A 21,211-nucleotide genomic window follows, 5' to 3' on the forward strand; every position below is an offset into this window, starting at 1 on the left:
GTGAGCGGGGCCTATGAGGGTAGGCGCACGCTCACCGCACCTCGACGAAATCGCCCGGGTCCCGCTCCGGGCGCGGGCGCGGGTCCTGCGCCGGGTGGCCGATCGCCACCGCGCCCATCGGGTCCCAGTGCGCGGGCAGGTCCAGGACCTCGCGGACCACCTCGCGGCAGAACATCGTCGACGACACCCACGCCGAGCCCAGCCGCTCCCCGGCCAGCGCGACCAGGAAGTTCTGCACGCCGGCGCCCGCGGCGACCACGAACATCTCCCGCTCCGCGCCGTCCCGCCGCGCGTCCCCGTAGGTGTGCGAGCCGTCCATCACGAGGCAGGGGACGGCCAGGTACGGCGCGTTGCGCAGGACGTCGCCGCGGCGGACGCGCCTGGCGATGGACTCCTCCGTCTTGCCGTCGCGGCGCAGGTCCGCGATCCACGCCTCGCGCATGGCGTCCAGGAGCCGGGTGCGGGACCCGGGCGACTCCAGCAGCACGAACCGCCAGGGCGTGGTGTGGTGCGGGGCCGGCGCCGTGACCGCCGCGGCCACCGCGCGGCGTACGGCTCCGGGGTCGACCGGCTCGTCCGTGAAGGCCCGCACCGTACGGCGCTGGGTCACCGCCTGGCGTACCGCTTCGGAGGTGCCGAGGCGGAACATGTCGTCGCGCGCGCCGCGGACCATCGCCCGCGCGCCCTCGCCGTCGTCGGCCGCCACCAGGTGCGGCAGCCCGCGGACCACGGCCACCGGGAGGCCGGACGCCTTGCCCTTGACCAGGTCGCCCGCCGCGGCGAGTTCGTCGGCCGTGGCGACGACGGTGGCGCCGAGCGGATTGCCGTGCGCGTCGGTACCGCCGCGCAGGTCGTCCAGCACCCGGACGCCCGCCGCGCCGATCGCGACGTCGGTGAGCCCCGCGCGCCAGGGGCGGCCGAAGGTGTCGGTGACGATCACGCCGACCCGGACGCCGAGGGCGTCGCGCAGGCCCTCGCGGATCGCCCGCGCGGAGGCGTCCGGGTCCTCGGGCAGCAGCAGGACCGTGCCCGCGGGGGTGTTGGAGGCGTCGACGCCGGCCGCCGCCATGACCAGGCCCTGACGGTTCTCCACGATGCGCAGGGGACCGCGCCGGGCCACCACGCGCACCGTCTCCGCGTCGATCGCGGCCTCCCGGTCCGCCGCCTCGACGATCCGGCCCTCCGCCTTGGAGACGATCTTCGAGGTGACCAGGAGGATGTCGCCGTCGGACAGGTCCGGCGCGGCGGCCGCGATCAGCTTGGCCAGGTCGTCGCCCTCGCGGACCTCGGGCAGGCCCGCCACCGGCCGCACCCGGTAACCCGTGCCGCTCATGCCGTGCGCACCTCCTCCGCCAGCGCCAGGGCCTCCCGCGCCATCCGGGCGGCGGCGTCCACGTCGGTCATCATCAGCGGTACGGCCCGGCAGCGGATCCCGGCCGCCTCGACGCGCTCCACGCAGCCCGCGTCGACCGTGTCGACCAGCCAGCCGTCCAGCAGGCCCGAGCCGTAGTGCTCGGCCACCGCGGGGGCCGTGGACTCCACGCCGACGGCCGCGAGCACCTTGTCGGCCATGCCGCGCACGGGCGCGTCGCCGACGATCGGGGACAGGCCGATCACCGGCACGCCCGCGTCGGCGATCGCCTCCCGGATGCCGGGCACGGCGAGGATGGTGCCGACGGAGACCACGGGGTTGGACGGCGGGAAGAGGATCACGTCGGCCTCGGAGATCGCCTCCAGGACGCCCGGCGCCGGCTTCGCCTGCTCCGCGCCGACCGGCACGACCGCCTCGGCCGGCACCGAGGCCCGCAGCCGCACCCAGTACTCCTGGAAGTGGACCGCCTTGCGCTCCCCGTCCAGCTCGACGGCCACATGCGTCTCCACGCGGTCGTCGGTCATCGGGATGAGGCGCACGCCGGGCTTCCAGCGGTCGCAGAGCGCCTCGGTCACCGCGCTGAGCGGGAACCCGGCGCCGATCATCTGCGTCCGCACGATGTGCGTGGCGAAGTCCCGGTCGCCCAGGCCGAACCACTCCGGGCCGGCGCCGTACGCCGCGAGCTCCTCCTTGAGGTGGAAGGTCTCGTCGGTCCGCCCCCAGCCCTGTTCCTCGTTGATGCCGCCGCCGAGCGTGTACATCACCGTGTCGAGGTCCGGGCAGACCTTCAGCCCGAAGAGGTGGATGTCGTCCCCGGTGTTGCCGATGACCGTGATGTCCGCGTCCGGCACGGCCCGCTTCAGACCGCGCAGGAAACGGGCACCGCCGATGCCGCCTGCCAGAACCACAATGCGCATGGGGCCATCCTTCCAGGCCGCCACGGCATCGTGTCAGGCAGTCACCGGACCGGGTGCCGTGCGCGCCTCGCAGTGCGGTGCGACGGGGGTCCCCCCGGCCGCACGAAGCCGGGACCGGGGGAGCACGGGCATCTCGGTGAGGCCCGGGTGGTAGATGTGCAGGCTGACCGCGGGTTCCAGCGCGTCGTTGACGACCTCGTGCACGTAGCCGGGCGCGAAGACGCGCTGGGATCCGGTCGTCAGCGCGCGCGTGCCGCGCGCGGTGCGCTCGGTCAGGACGCCGTCCAGGACGGTGAGCACGCCGGAGGAGCGGCCGTGGTCGTGCGGCCCGCTGCCCTGGCCGGGCACCCAGGACAGCAGCCACACCTCGTAGCCGGGGCCGGTGCGCAGCCGGTGGTACCAGCGGCTGACGGCGTCGTACCGGACGAGCCGCTCCCACTGGGCGCGGTCGGCGGCGAGGGAGCGGGCCAGGCCAGCGAACTCGGCGACGGTGGACGGGTGTTCGCGCGGGGGCTGGAGCAGGTGCGGGACTTCGAGGATGTCACCGGCGATCTGGAGGTCGCTGTCGCTGTTCATGGATGCGGAGGTTCCTTGGCGGAGAAGCGGTGGGGGGTGTCGCGTCGCGTGCGCCCGGGTCGCGGGCGGCGGCGAGGGGTGCCCCGGTGGGAGCGGAGGGGACAGCGGCCGGGTCCTGTGTGACCCGACGGGGCCGGAGCGCGTTGGCTCAACAGCCGGAACAGCGACAGCTACAGCGAGCGCGGGCAGCACCGAGGAACCCGGCGGAGCGGGTCGAGGTGAGTGCCGAATTCGCGAGCATGCCCATTAGGACATCGGTTCACTCATCCACTGTCAACCCGACGCCCGGAATGTGGGACATGGTTCACCTCATCCGGTTCATCTCATAGGTGAAAGGTTTGCTCAGTCGTTTCCCGGGACACAAGGTGCGCACGGCCGGGCACCCCGCGCGCCGTTGCGATCCCGTGATCCGAATGTGATCGGGTTCGCTTCGTCGCGGGTGTCGGAACGAGATCGATTCCCTGGGCGTCCTCCTCGTAGAAGCTCTGCGGAGGGCCGGAGGCCTCAGGGGGCCCGCACGTGCGTCAAGGTTTAGGGTGATTTGAACACTTTCCGCTCGGCCTTGGTTCCGCAGAGTGAATAAGGGGCCCAATAGCAGATCTCGGCTTGACTCGCCCGGAGCGGCACACTTGTAATTTCACTCGTGTCGTTCAGCCGGAATCGGTAACGGCTGGATCACGGGGACGCGAAGGACGGACGAGGGGCGCACATGACCGAGCTGGTGCAGCAACTGCTGGTCGACGACGCGGAAGAGGAGCTCGGCTGGCAGGAGCGCGCGCTGTGCGCACAGACCGACCCCGAGTCCTTCTTCCCCGAGAAGGGCGGCTCGACCCGGGAGGCCAAGAAGGTCTGCCTCGCCTGCGAGGTCCGCTCCGAGTGCCTCGAGTACGCCCTCGCCCACGACGAGCGCTTCGGCATCTGGGGCGGCCTGTCCGAGCGGGAGCGCCGCCGGCTGAAGAAGGCCGCCGTCTGACGGACCGGCACCTCACCGCCGTACGCGCGGCGCGCACGGCACTTCCCGCACATGTCACCCGAGGCCCGTCGCAGGGGGTTGTCCACAGGCGACGGGCCGCTCCGTTGCGCAGCCGATAGTGTGGTCGCTCGTCCGAGACGCCCCGCTGCCCCCGTCGGGCACAGGCGTTCCCCCCAGACCACCGAACCGGGGCCCGCACCTCGATGTCCGCGCACAGCCACCCGGCAGCCCGGCAAGACCTCGCTGCCACCGCAGGGTCCGACCCGACCCGCCCGCCCGAGTTCCCGCGTCACGTGGTGACCGCGGTCCTCGTCTCCCACGACGGCGCCCGCTGGCTGCCCGACGCGCTCGCCGGGCTGCTCGGTCAGGAGCGCCCCGTCCAGTTCGCCATGGGCGCCGACACCGGCAGCGCGGACGACTCCGCCCGGCTGGTCACCGAGGCCCTCGGCGACGAGCGCGTGCTGCACCTCGCCCGGCGCACCGGCTTCGGCCAGGCGGTCGAGGAGTGCCACCGCGGCGCCCCGCACCTCACGCCGGACGACCTGCCGTACCTGAAGCGGCCGAGCGGCTGGGACCCGGTCACCCGCAGCTGGCGCGACGACGCCTACGACCTGCCGGACCTCCCGCACGGGGAGCCGGTGCAGTGGCTGTGGCTGCTGCACGACGACTGCGCGCCCGCACCCGACGCGCTCGCCCAGCTGCTGCGCGCCGTGGAGAACGAGTACGAGCTCGGCCGTGACGACGTGGCCGTCGTCGGCCCCAAGCTCCGCGGCTGGTACGACCGCAGGCAGCTCCTCGAGGTCGGCGTCTCCATCGCCAACTCCGGCCGCCGCTGGACCGGCCTGGACCGCCGCGAGCAGGACCAGGGCCAGCACGACCACGTACGGCCCGTGCTGTCGGTGTCCACCGCCGGCATGCTGATCCGCCGGGACGTCTTCGACCGGCTCGGCGGATTCGACCGGCACCTGCCCCTCATGCGCGACGACGTCGACCTGTGCTGGCGCGCCCACTCCGCCGGGTACCGGGTCCTGGTCGCCCCCGACGCCGTCGTCCGGCACGCCGAGGCCGCCTCCCGCGAGCGCCGCACCGTCGACTGCGTGGGCCGCACCTCCGCCTCCCCGCACAAGGTGGACAAGGCGGGCGCCGTCTACACCCTGCTCGTCAACACCCGCACGGCCGCCCTGCCCTGGGTGCTGCTGCGGCTCGTCCTCGGCACCCTGCTGCGCACCCTGGCCTACCTCGTCGGCAAGGTCCCCGGGCAGGCCGTCGACGAGATCCGCGGCCTCATGGGCACCCTGCTGCGTCCCGAACGCATCCTCGCCGGACGACGCCACCGCGGCAGCCCGCAGGTCGACAAGGGCGAGATGCGGCCGCTGTTCCCGCCGCCGGGCGCGACCGTCCGCGTCACCGTGGAGCAGGTCGCGGGCAACCTCGTCGGCCGCTCCGACCCCGAGGCCGCCTCCGGCGCGGGACGCCACGGCAGCGCCGTCGAGTCCGGACCCGGCGGCGACGACGCCGACTTCCTCGAGGTCGAGCAGTTCGCCCGGCTCAAGCGCATCGCCCGCAAGCCCGGCCCGGTGCTCTTCCTGGTGCTGCTGCTGGCCTCCCTCGCGGCCTGCCGCCAGCTCCTCGGCGGCGCGCTCGCGGGCGGCGCCCTGCTCCCCGCGCCCGTCGGCGCCGGTGAGCTGTGGGCCCGCTACACCGACGCCTGGCACACCGTGGGCGCCGGCGGCACCGGAGCCGCACCGCCCTACCTGGCGATCGTCGCGGCCTTCGCCTCCCTCCTGCTCGGCTCGACCGGACTCGCCGTCACGATCCTCCTGGTCTGCTCGGTGCCACTGGCCGGCCTCACCGCGTACTTCGCCTCCCGTCCGCTCGTCGAGTCCCGGCTGCTGCGCGCGTGGGCGGCCGTCGCCTACGCCTTCCTGCCCGCCGCGACCGGCGCCCTGGCCGGCGGCCGCATCGGCACCGCCGTGCTCGCCGTCCTGCTGCCGCTCATCGCCCGCGCGGGCGTCGCCGCGAGCGGCCTCACGAACCCGGAGGGCACCCGCGGCAGCTGGCGCGCCACCTGGGCGTACGCCCTGCTGCTCACCGTCACCACCGCGTTCACCCCGATCGTGTGGCCCATCGCCCTGGTCCTCGGCGTCGGCGTGCTGGCCCTGCGCAGGACCGACGTCCCGGCCTACGGGCCGCGCTTCCTGGCCCAGCTGGGCACCCCCCTGCTGGTCCTCGCCCCGTGGTCGTTGTCCCTGCTCCCCTTCGGCTTCTTCCGGGAAGCGGGTCTGGAGTACGGCCCCTCCGCCGCCTCCGCCCTCGACCTGCTCGGCGCGAGCCCGGGCGGCCCCGGCACCGTCGGCGGCCCGCTGCTCATCGGCCTGGTGCTCGCGGCCCTCGCGGCCCTGCTCCGCTCCGAACGCCGCCCGGCCATCCTCACCGCGTGGGCGGCCGCCCTGGTGGGCCTCGTCTTCGCGGTCCTGTCCAACGGCTCCGCCTGGGCGGGCCCGGCGACCCTCGTCTACGGCATCGCCGTCCTGGCCGCCGCCACGCTGGGCGCCGACGGGGCGCGCTCGCGCGTCGCCGAACAGAGCTTCGGCTGGCGCCAGCCGGTCGCCGCGCTGATCGCCCTCGCCTGCGCGGTCGGCCCGCTGGTCGCCGCCGCCGGCTGGATGATCCGCGGCGCCGACGGGCCTCTGGAGCGGCGCGACCCGGTCCAGGTGCCCGCGTTCGTCGCCGAGGAGAGCGGCACCCGCGACCAGGCCCGCACCCTGGTCCTCGACAGCGACTCCACCGCCCGGGTCGGCTACGTCCTGGTCCGCGGCTCCGGCGCCCGCATGGGCGACGCGGAGATCGCAGCGGCGGACGGCGGGAACACCGGGCTCGACAAGGTCGTCGCCAACCTCGTCGCCGGCTCCGGCGCCGACCAGGCCGACCAGCTGGGCGGCTTCGCCGTCCGCTACGTCCTCGTCCACCCGGGCGCGCCCCGCGAGGTCGTCCGCGTCCTGGACGCCACCCCCGGCCTGTCCCGGCTCAGCCAGCAGGCGGGCGGCGCGCTGTGGCGGGTCGACCGGGAGGTCTCCCGCGCGAGCATCGTCCCCGCCGGGGACGGCGACGCCGAGCCCGTGCCCGTCGCCGCCGGACCGGTCGAGATCCACACCAGGATCCCGGGCGGAGCCGAGGGCCGCGTCCTGCGCCTCGCCGACACCGCCGCCGAGGGCTGGACCGCCACCCTCGACGGCGAGCCGCTGACCCGCACCACGGTCGACGGCTGGGCCCAGGGCTTCGAGCTCCCCGCCTCCGGCGGCACCCTGGACGTCACCTACGACGACCCGATCACCCACACCGCCTGGCTGTGGGCCCAGGGGCTGCTCGCCGTCGTCCTCGTCGTCATGGCCCTGCCCGGCCGCCGCCGCGACGTCGACGACGACCTGCCCGAGGAACCGGCCGTTCCCGCCGAGGCCCTGGCCGGCGAGGGCCGCCGCGCCCGCCGGCTGCGCGCCCAGGCCGAGGCGGAGGCGGAGGCGGGGCCCGCCCCCGGGGAACCGGCCGCCGCCGACGACTTCCCCGCCCCGCCCGAGCAGCCGCCCGTCCCCGTCCCGCACCAGCCCGGCCACGGTGACGACTGGGAGCCGGCGCGGTACCCGGACGCCTACCAGGACGAGCGGTACCAGCCGTACCCGACGGACGCCTACGGCCACGCCTACCAGGCGGAGGCCTACCCGCAGGGCGGTGAGTACGACCCGTACGGCTACGGCGCCCAGCAGCAGACGCCGTACGACCGGACGTACCCGCAGGGCTACGACCAGACCTACACGCAGGGCTACGACACGTCGTACGACCCCCACGGCACGGGCAGCGAGCGTCCCGACGGGAGCCAGCAGTGAACCGCACCACCCTGTCCCTGATCGCGGGCGCGACCGCGCTCGCCGCCGTCACCGGCTTCGCCGCGGTGTCCCCGCCGGACACCGGGGCCACGGACGGGACGGCGAAGGCGGCGACCCACCTGCCCGTGGAACGCACGAGCCTGGTGTGCCCCCCGCCCAGCGCCTCCGACCTGGCCGAGACGGCGTACACGTCCTTCACGCCGGTCACCGAGGGCGCGGAGGGCAAGGGCGGCGCCGAACTCCGGGCGGCCACCGGACGGAAGCCGGACGGGTCCACGTCCGAGGACGGCAAGGGCGGCAAGGACGCCAAGTCGGGGAAGCCCGTACTGGAGCCCGGGGACCCCGGCACGCCGGTCACCGGGGACGCGGCCGGCGGCGACTCCCCCGCCCTCCTCGGCACCGCGGAGGGCCGCCTCGCACCGGGCTGGACCGTGCAGGAGACGACGACGGTCTCCGCGGGCACGGGCCGGGGCATGCAGGGCGTCACCTGCACGGCCCCGGACACGGAGTTCTGGTTCCCCGGCACGAGCACCGACGACGGCCGCACCGACTACGTCCACCTGACCAACCCCGACGACGCGGCGGCGGTCGTGGACATCGAGCTCTACGGCGAGGACGGCGCCCTGGAGACGACGGTGGGGGAGGGCATCACGGTCCAGCCGCACTCCGCCGAGCCGGTCCTGCTGTCGACGCTCACCGACGAGAAGCGGACCGACGTGACCGTGCACGTGGTGGTCCGCAGCGGCCGGGTCGGCGCCGCCGTACAGGCCCTGGACGACAAGCTGGGCGGCGACTGGCTGCCCGCCTCGGCCGACCCGTCGGGCAGCCTGGTCCTGCCCGGCATCCCGAAGGACGCCACCGCCGTACGCCTGGTCGCCTTCACCCCCGGTGACGCCGACGTCGACCTGAAGGTGCGCCTCGCCTCCCCCTCCGGCCTGATCACCCCGGCCGGCCACGACACCCTTCACGTGAAGGGCGGCATGACGGCGGCCGTCGACCTGGAGGACCTCACGCGCGGCGAGGCGGGCTCCCTGGTCCTGACGGCGGCGGACGGTTCCGTCCCGGTCGTGGCGGCGGCACGGGTGCTGCGCGGCAAGGGCGACGACCAGGAGTCGGCCTTCATCCCGGCGGCGCGGCCCGTGGGCACGCGCGCGACGGCCGTGGGCAACACGGCCAAGGGCACGACGCTCTCGGTGACGGCTCCCGGCGGCACCGCGAAGATCGAGGTCACGGCCTCGGCGGGCACGGAGGGCGGCACGGCGGCGTCCAAGACGTACACGATCAAGCCGGGTACGACACAGGACGTCGAGGCGCCGGTGCCGGCCGGGGTGAAGGGCACGTACGCCCTGACGGTGGAACCCCGGTCGGACACGCCCGTCTACGCGTCCCGGACGCTGACGGCGACGGAGGACGGCGTCCCGTTCTTCACGGTCCAGCCCCTCCCGGACGACCGGGGCACGGTCGCGGTACCGGAGTCGGACGAGGACCTGTCGATCCTGCAGAAGTAGTACCCGGGCCGGCCCGGCGGCACGAGAGCCCGCGGAAGCGGCGGGGACCGGTGCCGTCGCGCCGCCCCCGGCCGGCCCGTCGTCCGCAGGCGCTCCGCGTCACCCCGCCGGCGCCGCGGACACGGCACGCGCCCCGTCAGTCCTCCCCGTACCGGGGATCCACCGTCTCCGGCGTCAGCCCCAGCACCTCCGCCACCTGCTCGACCACGACCTCGTGCACGAGCGCCGCCCGCTCGTCCCGGCCCTTGCTGCGGATCTCCACCGGCCGCCGGTAGACCACCACCCGGGCCGCCCGGCCCTCACGGGCGGCCACGGTCCCGCCCAGCGGCACCGCCTCGTCGCTCCAGGCCGTCCCGTCCAGCCGCGGCACGTCCAGCACCAGGAAATCGACGTCGGCCAGCTGCGGCCACCGCCGCTCCAGCCGGTCCACGGAGTCCTGCACCAGATCCGCGAACGTCTCCGCACGGCTGGCGGCGAGCGGCACCTGCGGAGGTGCGATCGGGCCACGCATGCCCCGGCCGTGGCGGTCACGGCGTCGGGGCCCGGGGCCGGGGCCGGCGGCACGGGGTGTCACAGGGCTGTCCATCACTGCGAAGGGTAGTCGTCGCGTCGCCACTCCGCTCGACCCTCGTACGCCTTCCGGCCGACCCGCGCGGCATGTCACAACATGACCATTCCGGCCAAGGTTGGGCTCGATTCCGTATCTCTCCCGGACCGATGATCTCAAGGCAATTGACGGTGTTTGCACCAACTGGTGACCGGAATCAGAATCACCCGACCCCCCGAACCCTTGCGTCGCACCAGGTCGGCAAGGTGTGGCCAAAGGGGTATGTGGGACGTTTCGCGCCGCGACACGGGGGAGTGACCTGGTGGAGAGTCGTCGCGGCCCGCTCAAGAGTGCGGTACCGTCCAACGTCGTGAGCCCTGTACGTCGCTGTTCGCGCACCGCCTGCGGCCGTCCCGCCGTCGCGACGCTGACGTACGTCTACGCCGACTCGACCGCGGTCCTCGGCCCGCTCGCCACCTACGCCGAACCCCACTGCTACGACCTGTGCGCGGAACACTCCGAGCGCCTCACCGCACCGCGCGGCTGGGAGGTCGTCCGCCTGCTCGACGGCTCGGCCCCGGCCCAGCCCACCGGGGACGACCTGGAAGCGCTTGCGAACGCGGTGCGCGAGGCGGCCCGCCCGCAGGAGCGAGCGGCGGGAGCCGGGGGCGGTCCCCGCACCGCGGACCCCATGGAAGTCGCCCGCCGCGGCCACCTGCGCGTCCTCCGCTCCCCGGACAACTGACCGAGGCGCACGCCGCCCTCCCCGCACCTCGAACGCCGTACGGCCCCCCGCGTGCCCGGGGACGCCACCGGTCGCGGCCACCGCCGTCCCCGGAACGCTGCGGGAAATCGCTTTCGCGCTGCCGACGGCCTCCTGGCTGCCGTCTCGACGCCCGTCTCGGCACCCGCCAGGACGTTCGGACACCGCGGCCGGACCGCACACCCCCTACGGGTAGTTTGTGGTGACCGACAGGACTTCCGGAAGGGCTGGCCGTGGCTGCTGATCTGTCGCAGATCGTGAAGGCGTACGACGTGCGCGGGGTCGTCCCCGACCAGTGGGACGAGACGCTCGCCGAGCTGTTCGGCGCCGCCTTCGCCCGGGTGACCGGCGCGACCGCCGTCGTCACCGGCCACGACATGCGGCCCTCGTCCCCCGGCCTGTCGGGCGCCTTCGCCCGCGGAGCGGCGGCCCAGGGCGCCGACGTCACCGAGATCGGCCTGTGCTCCACGGACCAGCTCTACTACGCCTCGGGCGCCCTGGACCTCCCCGGCGCGATGTTCACCGCCTCGCACAACCCGGCCCGGTACAACGGCATCAAGCTCTGCCGCGCGGGCGCGGCCCCGGTCGGCCAGGACACGGGCCTGACGCAGATCCGGGAGCTCGTCGAGCGGTGGAGCGCCTCGGGCGCCCCGGAACCGGCCGGCCCCCGGGGAACGATCACCCGGCGCGACACGCTGGACGACTACGCGGCACACCTGCGCTCGCTCGTCGACCTGACGTCGATCCGCCCCCTGAAGGTCGTCGTCGACGCGGGCAACGGCATGGGCGGGCACACCGTCCCCACGGTCTTCGCCGGACTGCCGCTCACCCTCGTCCCGATGTACTTCGAACTCGACGGCACCTTCCCCAACCACGAGGCCAACCCCCTCGACCCGGCCAACCTCGTCGACCTGCGCAAGCGGGTCCGGGAGGAGGGCGCCGACCTCGGCCTCGCCTTCGACGGCGACGCCGACCGCTGCTTCGTCGTCGACGAGCGGGGCGAACCGGTCTCCCCGTCCGCGATCACCGCCCTGGTCGCCTCCCGCGAGCTGGCGCGCAACGGCGGCGAGGGCACGGTCATCCACAACCTGATCACGTCCTGGTCGGTCCCCGAGGTCGTGCGGGAGAACGGCGGCACCCCCGAGCGCACCCGCGTGGGCCACTCCTTCATCAAGGCCGAGATGGCCAGGACCGGTGCGATCTTCGGCGGTGAGCACTCCGCGCACTACTACTTCCGCGACTTCTGGAACGCCGACACGGGCATGCTGGCCGCCCTGCACGTCCTCGCCGCCCTCGGCGGCCAGCAGGGCACGCTGTCGGCCCTGGTCGCCCAGTACGACCGCTACGCCGGCTCCGGAGAGATCAATTCCACGGTCGACGACCAGACCGGCCGCCTCGCCGCGATCAGGGCCGCCTACGAGGGCCGCGACGGCGTCACCCTCGACGACCTGGACGGCCTCACCGTCACCTCCTCCGACTGGTGGTTCAACGTCCGCCCCTCCAACACCGAACCCCTCCTCCGCCTGAACGCGGAGGCCCGCGACGAGGCGACGATGGCCAGGATCCGCGACGAGGCCCTGAAGATCATCCGGGCGTAGCCCCGTATTCCGTGACCCGGCGGCCGCGGGCAATCGCGCCTCCCCGGGGCCTCGAGGACCGGGGAGACGCCCCCGGGCGACAAGGGTCCCCCGGCTCGGGCGAAGCCGGGAGCGGGGGAGGCGCCGGCCCGCGCCGGTCATCGCCCGCCCCGCCGCCCACCCCCCACCAGCGGTAACCTGACCAGCACATCCACCCAGCGAAGGGACCCCCATGCCTCTCGAAGCCGGCCTCCTGGAGATCCTCGCCTGCCCGGCCTGCCACTCCCCCCTCGAGGAGCAGGACACGGAACTGATCTGCACCGGGGAGAGCTGCGGTCTGGCCTACCCCGTCCGCGACGGCATCCCCGTACTCCTCGTCGACGAGGCCCGCCGCCCCGCGTAAGACGCCCCGCGCCGCCCCGCGCACCGCGCGAAACGCGCCGCGCACCGACGATGCCCCGCCGATCGGAGATCGGAGCCTGCCGCCCATGCTCGACGAACCGCTGCTCGACTCACCGGAGGGCCTCGCCGAGGCCGACCGCCGCGCCCTGCTCCGCGGCGCCGCCGAGGCCGGTGCCCGCGTCCGCACCGCCGCGCGGCTCGCCGCCGAGGCCGGTGTCAACGGCCTCAAGCCCGACGGCCGCCCCCGCGCGGTGCTCATCGCCGGCCCCGGCGCCGCCGCCACCCAGACCGCCGACCTGCTCGGCACCCTGGCCGGCGCCGGCAGCCCCGTCACCCGCCTCGCCCCCACCGGGGTCGCCCCCGCCGCCGGCGCCCTGCGCTGGGAACTGCCCGGCTGGGCCGGCTCCGTGGACCTGCTCCTCATCGCCACCCCGGACGGCACCGAGCCCGGCCTGTCCCTGCTCTTCGAACAGGCCTACCGCCGCGGCTGCACGGTCGTCGCCGTGGCCCCCGCCCGCACCCCGCTCGCCGAGGCGGTCGGCGGCTCCCAGAGCCTGTTCGTCCCCATGGCGACCGCGCCCTACGACCAGGACGAACCCCTCGCCGCCTCCGCCTCCGGCGTGCTGTGGGCACTGCTCACCCCGCTGCTCGCGCTCCTGGACCGCGCCGGCCTGCTCACCGCCCCGCCCGAGGCCCTGGAGAAGGTCGCCGACCGCCTCGACCGCATCGCCGAACGCTGCGGGCCGGCCATCGTCACGTACAGCAACCCCGCCAAGACCCTGGCCGCCGAGCTCGCCGACTCACTGCCCGTCGTGTGGACCGAGGGCGTCTCGGCGGGCCCGGCCGGCCGACGGTTCGCCGCCGCGCTCGCCGAGCTCTCCGGCACCCCCGCCGTCGTCGCCGAACTGCCCGAGGCGCTCGCCGCGCACAGCGCCCTGCTGGCCGGCCGGCTCGCCGCCGGCGCGAACCCGGACGACTTCTTCCGCGACCGCGTCGAAGAGACGCCCGCCCTGCACGCCCGCGTGGTGCTGCTCCGCGACCGCCCCAGCGGCGGCCTCACCGCCGCCCCCGCCGCACGCGACCTGGCCCTCACCCACGAGACGCCGATCAGCGAGCTGGAACCGGAGGAGGGCGGCGAACTGGAGACCCTCGCGGAACTGATCGCCGTCACGGATTTCGCCGCCGTTTACCTGGCGCTCGCCTCGGGCGCCTGATCATGCCCGGGAACACCTGACCCCCCCCCGCGCGGACGCACGGCACGCACCGCGCCCGCCCGCACGAGAACCGGCAGAAGGAACGCGGAGAGCCCCATGGACCGCCTCGACAACACCATCCGCCCCTACGCCTGGGGCTCCACCACCGCCCTCCCGCGGCTGCTCGGCACCGAACCGACCGGCGAACCGCAGGCGGAGATGTGGATGGGCGCCCACCCCGGCGCGCCCTCGCGCACCGGCCGGGGCACGCTCGTCGAGGTCATCGAAGCCGACCCGGAGCGGGAACTCGGCCCCGACGCGGTCGCCAGGTTCGGCCCCCGCCTGCCCTTCCTGCTCAAGCTCCTCGCCGCCGGAGCCCCCCTCTCCCTCCAGGTCCACCCCGACCTGGCCCGGGCGAGGGAGGGCTACGCGGACGAGGAGCGCCGCGGCGTCCCCGTCACCGCCCCGCACCGCACCTACAAGGACGCCAACCACAAGCCCGAGCTGATCTGTGCCCTCACCGAGTTCGACGGCCTGTGCGGCTTCCGCGCCCCGCGGCGCGCCGCCGAACTCCTCGACGGCCTCGGCGTCGACTCCCTCAAGCCGTACGTCGACCTGCTGCACGCCCACCCCGAGGAAGCGGCCCTGCGCGAGGTCCTCACCGCCGTCCTCACCGCCGACCCCGGCGAGATGGCCCGCACCGTCACGGAGGCGGCCGCCGCCTGCGACCGCCTCGGCGGCGCCTACGCCCCGTACGCCGACATCGCCCACCACCACCCGGGCGACCCCGGCGTCATCGCCGCCATGCTCCTCAACCACGTCCGGCTCCAGCCCGGCGAGGCCCTCTTCCTCGGCGCCGGCGTCCCGCACGCCTACCTCGACGGCCTCGGCGTCGAGATCATGGCCAACTCCGACAACGTCCTGCGCTGCGGTCTGACCCCCAAGCACGTCGACGTCCCCGAACTCCTGCGCATCGTCCGCTTCGAGGCCGGCGACCCCGAGGTGCTGCGTCCGGAGGCCGGCCCGGACGGCGAGGAGGTCTACGAGACCCCCATCGACGAGTTCCGCCTCTCCCGCTACGTCCTCCCCGCCGGCGGCGCCACCCACGACCTCACCCTCACCACCCCGCAGATCCTGCTCTGCACCGCGGGCTCCGTGCGGGCGGGTGAGCACGAACTGACCCCGGGCACCTCCGTGTTCGTCCCTTCGGGTGAAAAGGTCGACGTATCGGGTACCGGAACCCTGTTCAGGGCCACCGTCGTCGTCTGACCGTCCGGTGCCGGCCACCTGACGCGCCGTCGCCGAACGGGGCTGCAACAATGGCCCACCGTCAAAGGACGGGCGAAGTCCGGGCGGCGTACGCACACGCACGCCCGGGCCCCACAGGGCGTACGGAAGGGACAACGCGAGCACATGAGCGCGTCAGGCGGCACCAAGGCGATCGTGGCGGCACTCGCCGCCAACCTCGCGATCGCGGTAGCGAAGTTCGTGGCGTTCCTCTTCAGCGGATCCTCGTCGATGCTCGCCGAGTCCGTGCACTCGGTCGCCGACTCGGGAAACCAGGCCCTGCTGCTGGTCGGCGGCAAGAAGGCGCAGCGCCGGGCCACCCCGGAGCATCCCTTCGGCTACGGCCGTGAGCGCTACATCTACGCCTTCCTCGTCTCCATCGTGCTCTTCTCGGTCGGCGGCATGTTCGCCCTCTACGAGGGCTACGAGAAGATCAAGGACCCGCACGAGCTGGAGCACTGGTACTGGCCGGTCGGCGTCCTCGTCTTCGCGATCATCGCCGAGAGCTTCTCCTTCCGCACCGCCATCAAGGAGTCCAACCCCCTGCGCGGCGGGCGCTCCTGGAAGGAGTTCGTGCGCCACGCCAAGGCACCCGAGCTGCCGGTCGTCCTCCTGGAGGACCTCGGCGCGCTCGTCGGCCTGATCCTCGCCCTCGGCGGCGTCGGCCTCGCCCTGGCCACCGGCGACAGCGTCTGGGACGGCATCGGCACCCTCTGCATCGGCGTCCTGCTCATCCTGATCGCCCTGGTCCTCGCCGTCGAGACGAAGTCGCTGCTGCTCGGCGAGGCCGCGGGCCCCGAGGCAACCCAGAAGATCGAGGCCGCCGTCGTCGACGGCGACACCGTCACCCGCATCATCCACATGCGCACCCTCCACATCGGTCCCGAGGAGCTGCTGGTCGCCGCGAAGATCGCCGTCCGGCACGACAACACGGCCACCGAGATCGCCGCCGCCATCGACGCCGCCGAGGCCCGCATCCGCGAAGCCGTCCCGATCGCCCGGGTGATCTACCTCGAGCCCGACGTCTACAGCGAGGCAGAAGCCGCCAGGGGCGCCGACCCCGAGGCCACCCCCGGCGGCCCCGCCTCCCACGACACCGGTCACTGACCCCCGACGGTCACGGGGCCCCGCCGGTCGACCGGCGGGGCCCCGTGACCGGCGCCCGCCCCCAAGCGCGTGCTGTGGTAGGGGGGGGCAGGGGGGCGGCCCGGCCGGCCGGAGGAGGATAGGCCGGCGCCCGCCAGCGCTGCTGATGGCGGTCGGGCGGTCCCACCGGGGGCCGGCCGAGGGAGAGAGGGCCTCCGACGGACTGCGCTGCGCGCACGCGGGCATGCCTGTGTCCTCCTCGGGCACCCCTGTGTCCGTCGCCGCGCAGACCAGCCGTACCCACCTCGACCCACACCCCGAGGAGCAGCTCGCAATGACGACTGTCGACAGCCGACAGGACTTCAAGGTCGCCGACCTCTCCCTGGCCGAGTTCGGCCGCAAGGAGATCACCCTCGCCGAGCACGAGATGCCCGGCCTGATGGCGATCCGCAAGGAGTACGCCGAGGCCCGGCCCCTGGCCGGCGCCCGGGTCACCGGCTCCCTGCACATGACCGTGCAGACCGCCGTCCTCATCGAGACCCTGGTCGCCCTCGGCGCCGAGGTCCGCTGGGCGTCCTGCAACATCTTCTCCACCCAGGACCACGCCGCGGCCGCCATCGCCGTCGGCCCGAACGGCACCCCCGACAACCCGCAGGGCGTCCCCGTCTTCGCCTGGAAGGGCGAGACCCTCGAAGAGTACTGGTGGTGCACCGAGCAGGCGCTGACCTGGCCGGACAGCCCCACCGGCGGCCCCAACATGATCCTCGACGACGGCGGTGACGCCACCCTCCTGGTCCACAAGGGCGTCGAGTACGAGAAGGACGGCAAGGCCCCCTCGCCCGACACCGCCGAGTCCGACGAGCACCGCGTCATCCTCGAACTGCTCAACCGCACCCTGAGCGAGAACCCGCAGAAGTGGACCCAGCTCTCCTCCGAGATCCGCGGTGTCACCGAGGAGACCACGACCGGCGTCCACCGCCTGTACGAGATGCAGCGCGACGGCATCCTCCTGTTCCCGGCGATCAACGTCAACGACGCCGTCACCAAGTCGAAGTTCGACAACAAGTACGGCTGCCGCCACTCCCTGATCGACGGCATCAACCGCGCCACCGACACCCTGATCGGCGGCAAGACCGCCGTCGTGTGCGGCTACGGCGACGTGGGCAAGGGCTGCGCGGAGTCCCTGCGCGGTCAGGGCGCCCGCGTCATCGTCACCGAGATCGACCCGATCTGCGCCCTGCAGGCCGCGATGGACGGCTACCAGGTCACGACGCTCGACGAGGTCGTCGACAAGGCCGACATCTTCATCACCACGACCGGCAACAAGGACATCATCATGGCCGCCGACATGGCCAAGATGAAGCACCAGGCCATCGTCGGGAACATCGGCCACTTCGACAACGAGATCGACATGGCCGGCCTCGCCAGGATTCCCGGCATCGTCAAGGACGAGATCAAGCCGCAGGTCCACACCTGGACCTTCCCCGACGGCAAGAAGATCATCGTCCTCTCCGAGGGGCGCCTGCTGAACCTGGGCAACGCCACCGGCCACCCGTCGTTCGTGATGTCCAACTCCTTCGCGGACCAGACCCTGGCCCAGATCGAGCTGTTCACCAAGCCCGACGAGTACCCGACCGGCGTCTACGTGCTGCCCAAGCACCTCGACGAGAAGGTCGCCCGCCTCCACCTCGACGCGCTCGGCGTGAAGCTGACGACGCTCCGTCCGGAGCAGGCCGACTACATCGGCGTGAAGGTCGAGGGCCCCTACAAGTCGGACCACTACCGCTACTGAGCCGACGCTCCCACCACGGGGAGCACGTCCGTGCACGGACGCGCTCCCCGGCAGCAGGTCCACCGAGGCAGGCCCCCGCACCCCCGTGTCGGGGGCCTGCCCCATGGACGGACCGGCGACCGGCCCAGCCCGTCACGACCCAGGACCCCCATGCCCCGCGGCCGCTATTCGCTCCACGATCCGCACGATCACACCCCCCTCGCGGAAGAACACTTCCACTGCGCCCCCGGCCCCTCCGGCTGGCGCTACGTCTCCCAGCTCACCGCCCCCTCCGGCGATCACCTGGGCTCGGTCGACCTCGCCCTCGACGAACTGGGCCGCCCCATCCGCCTCGAACTGCACGCCGCGAGCTGGCAGGTCCGCGGTGCCGCCCTCGACGGCGTCACCTGGGTCCGCACCGACCCCACCGGGACCCACGCCACCGAAGGCAATGCGCACGCCCACGCCTTCACCGGCTCGTCCCCCGCGTTCCTCGTCGCCACCGCCCGTCTGCTGCGCCTCACCCCCTCCGCCGCGGCCACCCGCGTACGCCTCGTCGCCCTCACGGACCCGGTCCTCGCCCCGCGCACCCTGGACCAGTCCTGGGCGCTGGTGAAGAGAGAAGCACACGCCACTGACAACGGCCCCCTGATCGTGGACGAATACCAGGTCACAGCCCTGGACACGGGCGAACAGCACGCCGTGCACCTCGCCGGCGACGTGGTCCTCGCGGCCCCCGGCATCGAGCTGGAGGACCTCGAGTCACCACCGTCGGTCCTCGGCTGACCGGCACCGCCCCCAGGCACCTACGCCGGCGGGACGAACCCCGTCGAGGGCCGGTCGGCCGACGACCCGTCCCGCGGCGGGGCGGCCCGCCGCTCACCCACCACGGCCCCCGGGTCCGCCGCCGGATACGCGGGCGGCCGTGCATCCGGCGCGACGGCCGCAGCGGGGCGCCCCGGCGGGGCACCGGCCGGCCCCGCGGGCCCGCCGGCACCGGCCGGACCGCCCGCGAACGCCCGCCGGACCTCCCTGGCCTGCCGCTCCTGCACCACCGCCGCGAGATACGCCGCGGGCGGCACCCCCGGGGGCACCGGAGCCCCCGTGCACCGGGCCAGGTCCGCGGCCAGCCGCTCCGCCATCGACCAGCCGACCCGCGGATCCAGCTGCTCCATCCGCGTCAGGTACTGCCGGACGGCGAGCCACAGCCCCTCGGGCACCGCCGACAGATCGAGCCCCGAGAAACGCCCGGCCAACCACGGCGGAGGCGGCGGCACGAACCCCGTCCGGCCGGCCGGCACCCGCTCCCGCACGACCAGGGTCCCCGCGAACACGTCCCCGAGCCGTCGTCCCCGAGCCGAGACCAGAGAGGCGATGCAGGCCACGACCCCGAACGTCATCAGGATCTCGATCACCCCGATGAGGCCCCGCACCAGCGCGTGCCGGAACCGGATCGGCCCCCCGTCGTCCCGCACCACCCGCAGCCCGCACGCCATCTTCCCGAGCGACCGCCCGTGGCTGAGCGTCTCGACCAGGATCGGTCCCCCCACCAGCAGGAGGACGAACAAGGCGATGGAGACCGCCGTCCGTGCCGCCTCGTCCAACGAGGCCGTGGCAGCCACCAGGGCGATGGTCACCGTGACGTAGACGGCCACGGCCACCGCCAGATCGAGCAGCACGGCCAGTGCCCTGCTGGGCAGCCTCGCGGGGCGCAGCTCCAACGCCACCGCCTCGCCCGTCACCAGCTCACTCATGCCCGCCGCCCTTCCCGCCCTGCCCCGAACACCGCCAGTCTGCCAAGCTGATGACACATCGCACCGCAGTACGACCAGCCGATCAAGCCGATCACCCTTCCACCGGTCCGGCCGACCGCCGACGACAGCCGAGGAGCAGGCACACCGATGGACCTCGACGTCTTCGTCTCCGCCCACCGTGCGGAGTGGGACCGTCTCGACGCCCTGCTCCGGCGCCGGCGTCGTCTCACCGGTGCGGAGGCCGACGAACTCGTCGTCCTCTACCAGCGCACGGCCACCCATCTCTCCGTGATCCGGTCGGCCGCCCCCGATCCGCAGCTGACCGGCCGGCTCAGTCAACTGGTGGCACGCGCGCGCAGTGCCGTGACCGGTGCCCGCCGTGCCTCCTGGCGGGACGTCACACGCTTCCTCACCCACGGCTTCCCGGCCGCCGTCTACACATCGCGCCACTGGTGGGTGCCCACCGCCCTGCTCTCCACGGCCGTCGCGGCGCTCCTCGGCTGGTGGATAGGCACCCATCCCGAAGTGCAGGCGTCCATAGCGGCCCCCGGCGAACTGCGCGAGCTCACCCGCCCGGGCGGCCAGTACGAGACCTACTACTCGAGCCACCCCGCGGCCTCCTTCGCAGCCCAGGTCTGGACGAACAACGCGTGGGCCGCGGCCCTCTGCCTGATCCTCGGTGTCTTCCTCGGACTCCCGGTCCTCTGGATCCTCTTCCAGAACATGCTGAACCTGGGCGTCGGCTTCGGCCTGATGTCCTCCGCCGGCCGTCTCGACACCTTCCTCGGCCTCGTCCTGCCGCACGGCCTCCTGGAACTCACCGCGGTCTTCGTCGCCGCCGGAACCGGCCTCCGCCTCGGCTGGACCGTCATCGACCCGGGCCCCCGCACCAGACGCACGGCCCTGGCGGCGGAAGGCCGGGCAGCCCTGGCCATGGCGATCGGCCTCGCCCTCGTCCTTTTCGTCTCCGGCGCCGTGGAAGGCTTCGTCACCCCCTCGGGCCTGCCGACCTGGGCTCGCATCACCATCGGAGTCATCGCCGAGCTGGCTTTCCTGGTCTACGTCTACGTCCTGGGCGGACGCGCGGCGCGCGCCGGTGAGACCGGTGACCTGGAGGCATCCGAGCGCAGCGCCGATGTGCCCACGGCTGCCTGATGTGCGTGAGGGCCCACTGAGCTGCTAGTGTCCTCTTCGCCCCGCAGGAGCCGTTGACACGGGTCGGGCGGGGAGGTAGATTCGAACAGTTGCCTGGAGATGGGTTCTGACCCGGAAGGCGACAGTGAGTGTCTGTCAGCTTCTCGTCGAAACACAGATTTCGAAGAAGCGCCTCCCGATGAATCGGAAAACGAAGGCCGGTCAATCCGCCCTGAAACTTCTGATAAAGTCGGAGCCGCCGGAAAGGGAAACGCGGAAGCGAGAACCTGGAAAGCACCGAGGAAATCGGGTCGGAAAAGATCTGATAGAGTCGGAGACGCAAGACCGAAGGGAAGCGCCCGGAGGAAAGCCCGCGAGGGTGAGTACGAAGGAAGCGTCCGTTCCTTGAGAACTCAACAGCGTGCCAAAAGTCAACGCCAGATATGTTGATACCCCGACCCGGTCGGTTC

Annotated in this window: 17 protein-coding genes; 12 read left to right on the forward strand and 5 right to left on the reverse strand. The window is 73.6% G+C overall.

Features of this window, described 5'->3' with window-relative positions:
• Positions 1–31: 31 nt before the first annotated feature.
• From ABTY20_RS23220 to ABTY20_RS23230, 3 genes are read right to left on the reverse strand one after another with little or no spacing between them, the layout of a single operon-like run.
• A complete protein-coding gene (locus ABTY20_RS23220; RefSeq protein WP_351998944.1) occupies positions 32–1,333 on the reverse strand; it encodes a coenzyme F420-0:L-glutamate ligase in 1,302 nt (433 codons plus the stop codon).
• Positions 1,330–2,289 (reverse strand): 2-phospho-L-lactate transferase, encoded by a 960-nt coding sequence (gene cofD, locus ABTY20_RS23225; RefSeq protein ID WP_351998945.1) that lies wholly within the window; start codon positions 2,287–2,289, stop codon positions 1,330–1,332. The genes ABTY20_RS23220 and cofD overlap by 4 nt, the downstream gene beginning before the upstream one ends.
• 33 nt (positions 2,290–2,322) lie before the next feature.
• On the reverse strand, positions 2,323–2,865 hold the full coding sequence (locus ABTY20_RS23230; protein WP_351998946.1) for a cysteine dioxygenase: 543 nt from the start codon (positions 2,863–2,865) through the stop codon (positions 2,323–2,325).
• Between the two features lie 709 nt (positions 2,866–3,574).
• Between ABTY20_RS23230 and ABTY20_RS23235 the strand changes: the two genes are divergently transcribed.
• The 3 genes from ABTY20_RS23235 to ABTY20_RS23245 all read left to right on the forward strand — a co-directional run bounded on the left by ABTY20_RS23235 (position 3,575) and on the right by ABTY20_RS23245 (position 9,227).
• Positions 3,575–3,838, forward strand: coding sequence for a WhiB family transcriptional regulator (locus ABTY20_RS23235; protein WP_019527098.1), 264 nt, complete (start codon positions 3,575–3,577; stop codon positions 3,836–3,838).
• A 293-nt stretch (positions 3,839–4,131) separates the two neighbouring features.
• Complete coding sequence (locus tag ABTY20_RS23240) at positions 4,132–7,719, forward strand: glycosyltransferase family 2 protein (RefSeq protein WP_351998947.1); 3,588 nt, start codon at positions 4,132–4,134, stop codon at positions 7,717–7,719.
• On the forward strand, positions 7,716–9,227 hold the full coding sequence (locus ABTY20_RS23245) for a DUF5719 family protein (protein ID WP_351998948.1): 1,512 nt from the start codon (positions 7,716–7,718) through the stop codon (positions 9,225–9,227). The genes ABTY20_RS23240 and ABTY20_RS23245 overlap by 4 nt, the downstream gene beginning before the upstream one ends.
• A 136-nt stretch (positions 9,228–9,363) precedes the next feature.
• Here the strand turns inward: ABTY20_RS23245 and ABTY20_RS23250 are convergent, their stop codons facing one another.
• Positions 9,364–9,813: a metallopeptidase family protein gene (locus tag ABTY20_RS23250; RefSeq protein ID WP_351998949.1), complete on the reverse strand. Its 450-nt coding sequence runs from the start codon at positions 9,811–9,813 to the stop codon at positions 9,364–9,366.
• Positions 9,814–10,096: 283 nt separating this feature from the next.
• Here ABTY20_RS23250 and ABTY20_RS23255 point away from each other — a divergent pair, with 283 nt between their 5' ends.
• From ABTY20_RS23255 to ABTY20_RS23290, 8 genes are all read left to right on the forward strand, one after another.
• Complete coding sequence (locus ABTY20_RS23255) at positions 10,097–10,519, forward strand: DUF3499 domain-containing protein (protein ID WP_351998950.1); 423 nt, start codon at positions 10,097–10,099, stop codon at positions 10,517–10,519.
• Between the two features lie 251 nt (positions 10,520–10,770).
• Complete coding sequence (locus ABTY20_RS23260) at positions 10,771–12,135, forward strand: phosphomannomutase/phosphoglucomutase (protein WP_351998951.1); 1,365 nt, start codon at positions 10,771–10,773, stop codon at positions 12,133–12,135.
• A 211-nt stretch (positions 12,136–12,346) separates the two neighbouring features.
• Positions 12,347–12,517, forward strand: coding sequence for a Trm112 family protein (locus ABTY20_RS23265; protein ID WP_351998952.1), 171 nt, complete (start codon positions 12,347–12,349; stop codon positions 12,515–12,517).
• 85 nt (positions 12,518–12,602) lie between these two features.
• A complete protein-coding gene (locus ABTY20_RS23270) occupies positions 12,603–13,730 on the forward strand; it encodes an SIS domain-containing protein (protein WP_351998953.1) in 1,128 nt (375 codons plus the stop codon).
• Between the two features lie 96 nt (positions 13,731–13,826).
• A complete protein-coding gene (gene manA, locus ABTY20_RS23275; RefSeq protein ID WP_351998954.1) occupies positions 13,827–14,978 on the forward strand; it encodes a mannose-6-phosphate isomerase, class I in 1,152 nt (383 codons plus the stop codon).
• Between the two features lie 144 nt (positions 14,979–15,122).
• Positions 15,123–16,103 carry a cation diffusion facilitator family transporter gene (locus ABTY20_RS23280; RefSeq protein ID WP_351998955.1) on the forward strand — a complete coding sequence of 327 codons (981 nt, stop codon included), beginning with the start codon at positions 15,123–15,125 and terminating at the stop codon, positions 16,101–16,103.
• Between the two features lie 313 nt (positions 16,104–16,416).
• A complete protein-coding gene (gene ahcY, locus ABTY20_RS23285; RefSeq protein ID WP_351998956.1) occupies positions 16,417–17,874 on the forward strand; it encodes an adenosylhomocysteinase in 1,458 nt (485 codons plus the stop codon).
• Positions 17,875–18,024: 150 nt separating this feature from the next.
• Positions 18,025–18,639, forward strand: coding sequence for a hypothetical protein (locus ABTY20_RS23290; RefSeq protein WP_351998957.1), 615 nt, complete (start codon positions 18,025–18,027; stop codon positions 18,637–18,639).
• A 20-nt stretch (positions 18,640–18,659) separates the two neighbouring features.
• Here ABTY20_RS23290 and ABTY20_RS23295 read toward each other — a convergent pair whose 3' ends face one another.
• Entirely contained in the window at positions 18,660–19,607 is a 948-nt protein-coding gene (locus ABTY20_RS23295) for an RDD family protein (protein WP_351998958.1), read from the reverse strand.
• Positions 19,608–19,754: 147 nt separating this feature from the next.
• Between ABTY20_RS23295 and ABTY20_RS23300 the strand changes: the two genes are divergently transcribed.
• Positions 19,755–20,762 (forward strand): stage II sporulation protein M, encoded by a 1,008-nt coding sequence (locus ABTY20_RS23300; RefSeq protein ID WP_351998959.1) that lies wholly within the window; start codon positions 19,755–19,757, stop codon positions 20,760–20,762.
• Positions 20,763–21,211: the final 449 nt, after the last annotated feature.

Source organism: Streptomyces sp. NPDC126497 (assembly GCF_040302425.1).
In the GTDB taxonomy this organism is placed as follows: domain Bacteria; phylum Actinomycetota; class Actinomycetes; order Streptomycetales; family Streptomycetaceae; genus Streptomyces.

Coding starts and splice junctions, on each gene's coding strand:
- ABTY20_RS23270 (WP_351998953.1), top strand. CDS start 12,603: ATGCTCGACGAACCGCTGCTCGACTCACCGGAGGGCCTCGCCGAGGCC.
- ABTY20_RS23235 (WP_019527098.1), top strand. CDS start 3,575: ATGACCGAGCTGGTGCAGCAACTGCTGGTCGACGACGCGGAAGAGGAG.
- ABTY20_RS23300 (WP_351998959.1), top strand. CDS start 19,755: ATGGACCTCGACGTCTTCGTCTCCGCCCACCGTGCGGAGTGGGACCGT.
- manA (WP_351998954.1), top strand. CDS start 13,827: ATGGACCGCCTCGACAACACCATCCGCCCCTACGCCTGGGGCTCCACC.
- ABTY20_RS23290 (WP_351998957.1), top strand. CDS start 18,025: ATGCCCCGCGGCCGCTATTCGCTCCACGATCCGCACGATCACACCCCC.
- ABTY20_RS23280 (WP_351998955.1), top strand. CDS start 15,123: ATGAGCGCGTCAGGCGGCACCAAGGCGATCGTGGCGGCACTCGCCGCC.
- ABTY20_RS23250 (WP_351998949.1), bottom strand. CDS start 9,813: ATGGACAGCCCTGTGACACCCCGTGCCGCCGGCCCCGGCCCCGGGCCC.
- ABTY20_RS23295 (WP_351998958.1), bottom strand. CDS start 19,607: ATGAGTGAGCTGGTGACGGGCGAGGCGGTGGCGTTGGAGCTGCGCCCC.
- cofD (WP_351998945.1), bottom strand. CDS start 2,289: ATGCGCATTGTGGTTCTGGCAGGCGGCATCGGCGGTGCCCGTTTCCTG.
- ABTY20_RS23265 (WP_351998952.1), top strand. CDS start 12,347: ATGCCTCTCGAAGCCGGCCTCCTGGAGATCCTCGCCTGCCCGGCCTGC.
- ABTY20_RS23220 (WP_351998944.1), bottom strand. CDS start 1,333: ATGAGCGGCACGGGTTACCGGGTGCGGCCGGTGGCGGGCCTGCCCGAG.
- ahcY (WP_351998956.1), top strand. CDS start 16,417: ATGACGACTGTCGACAGCCGACAGGACTTCAAGGTCGCCGACCTCTCC.
- ABTY20_RS23230 (WP_351998946.1), bottom strand. CDS start 2,865: ATGAACAGCGACAGCGACCTCCAGATCGCCGGTGACATCCTCGAAGTC.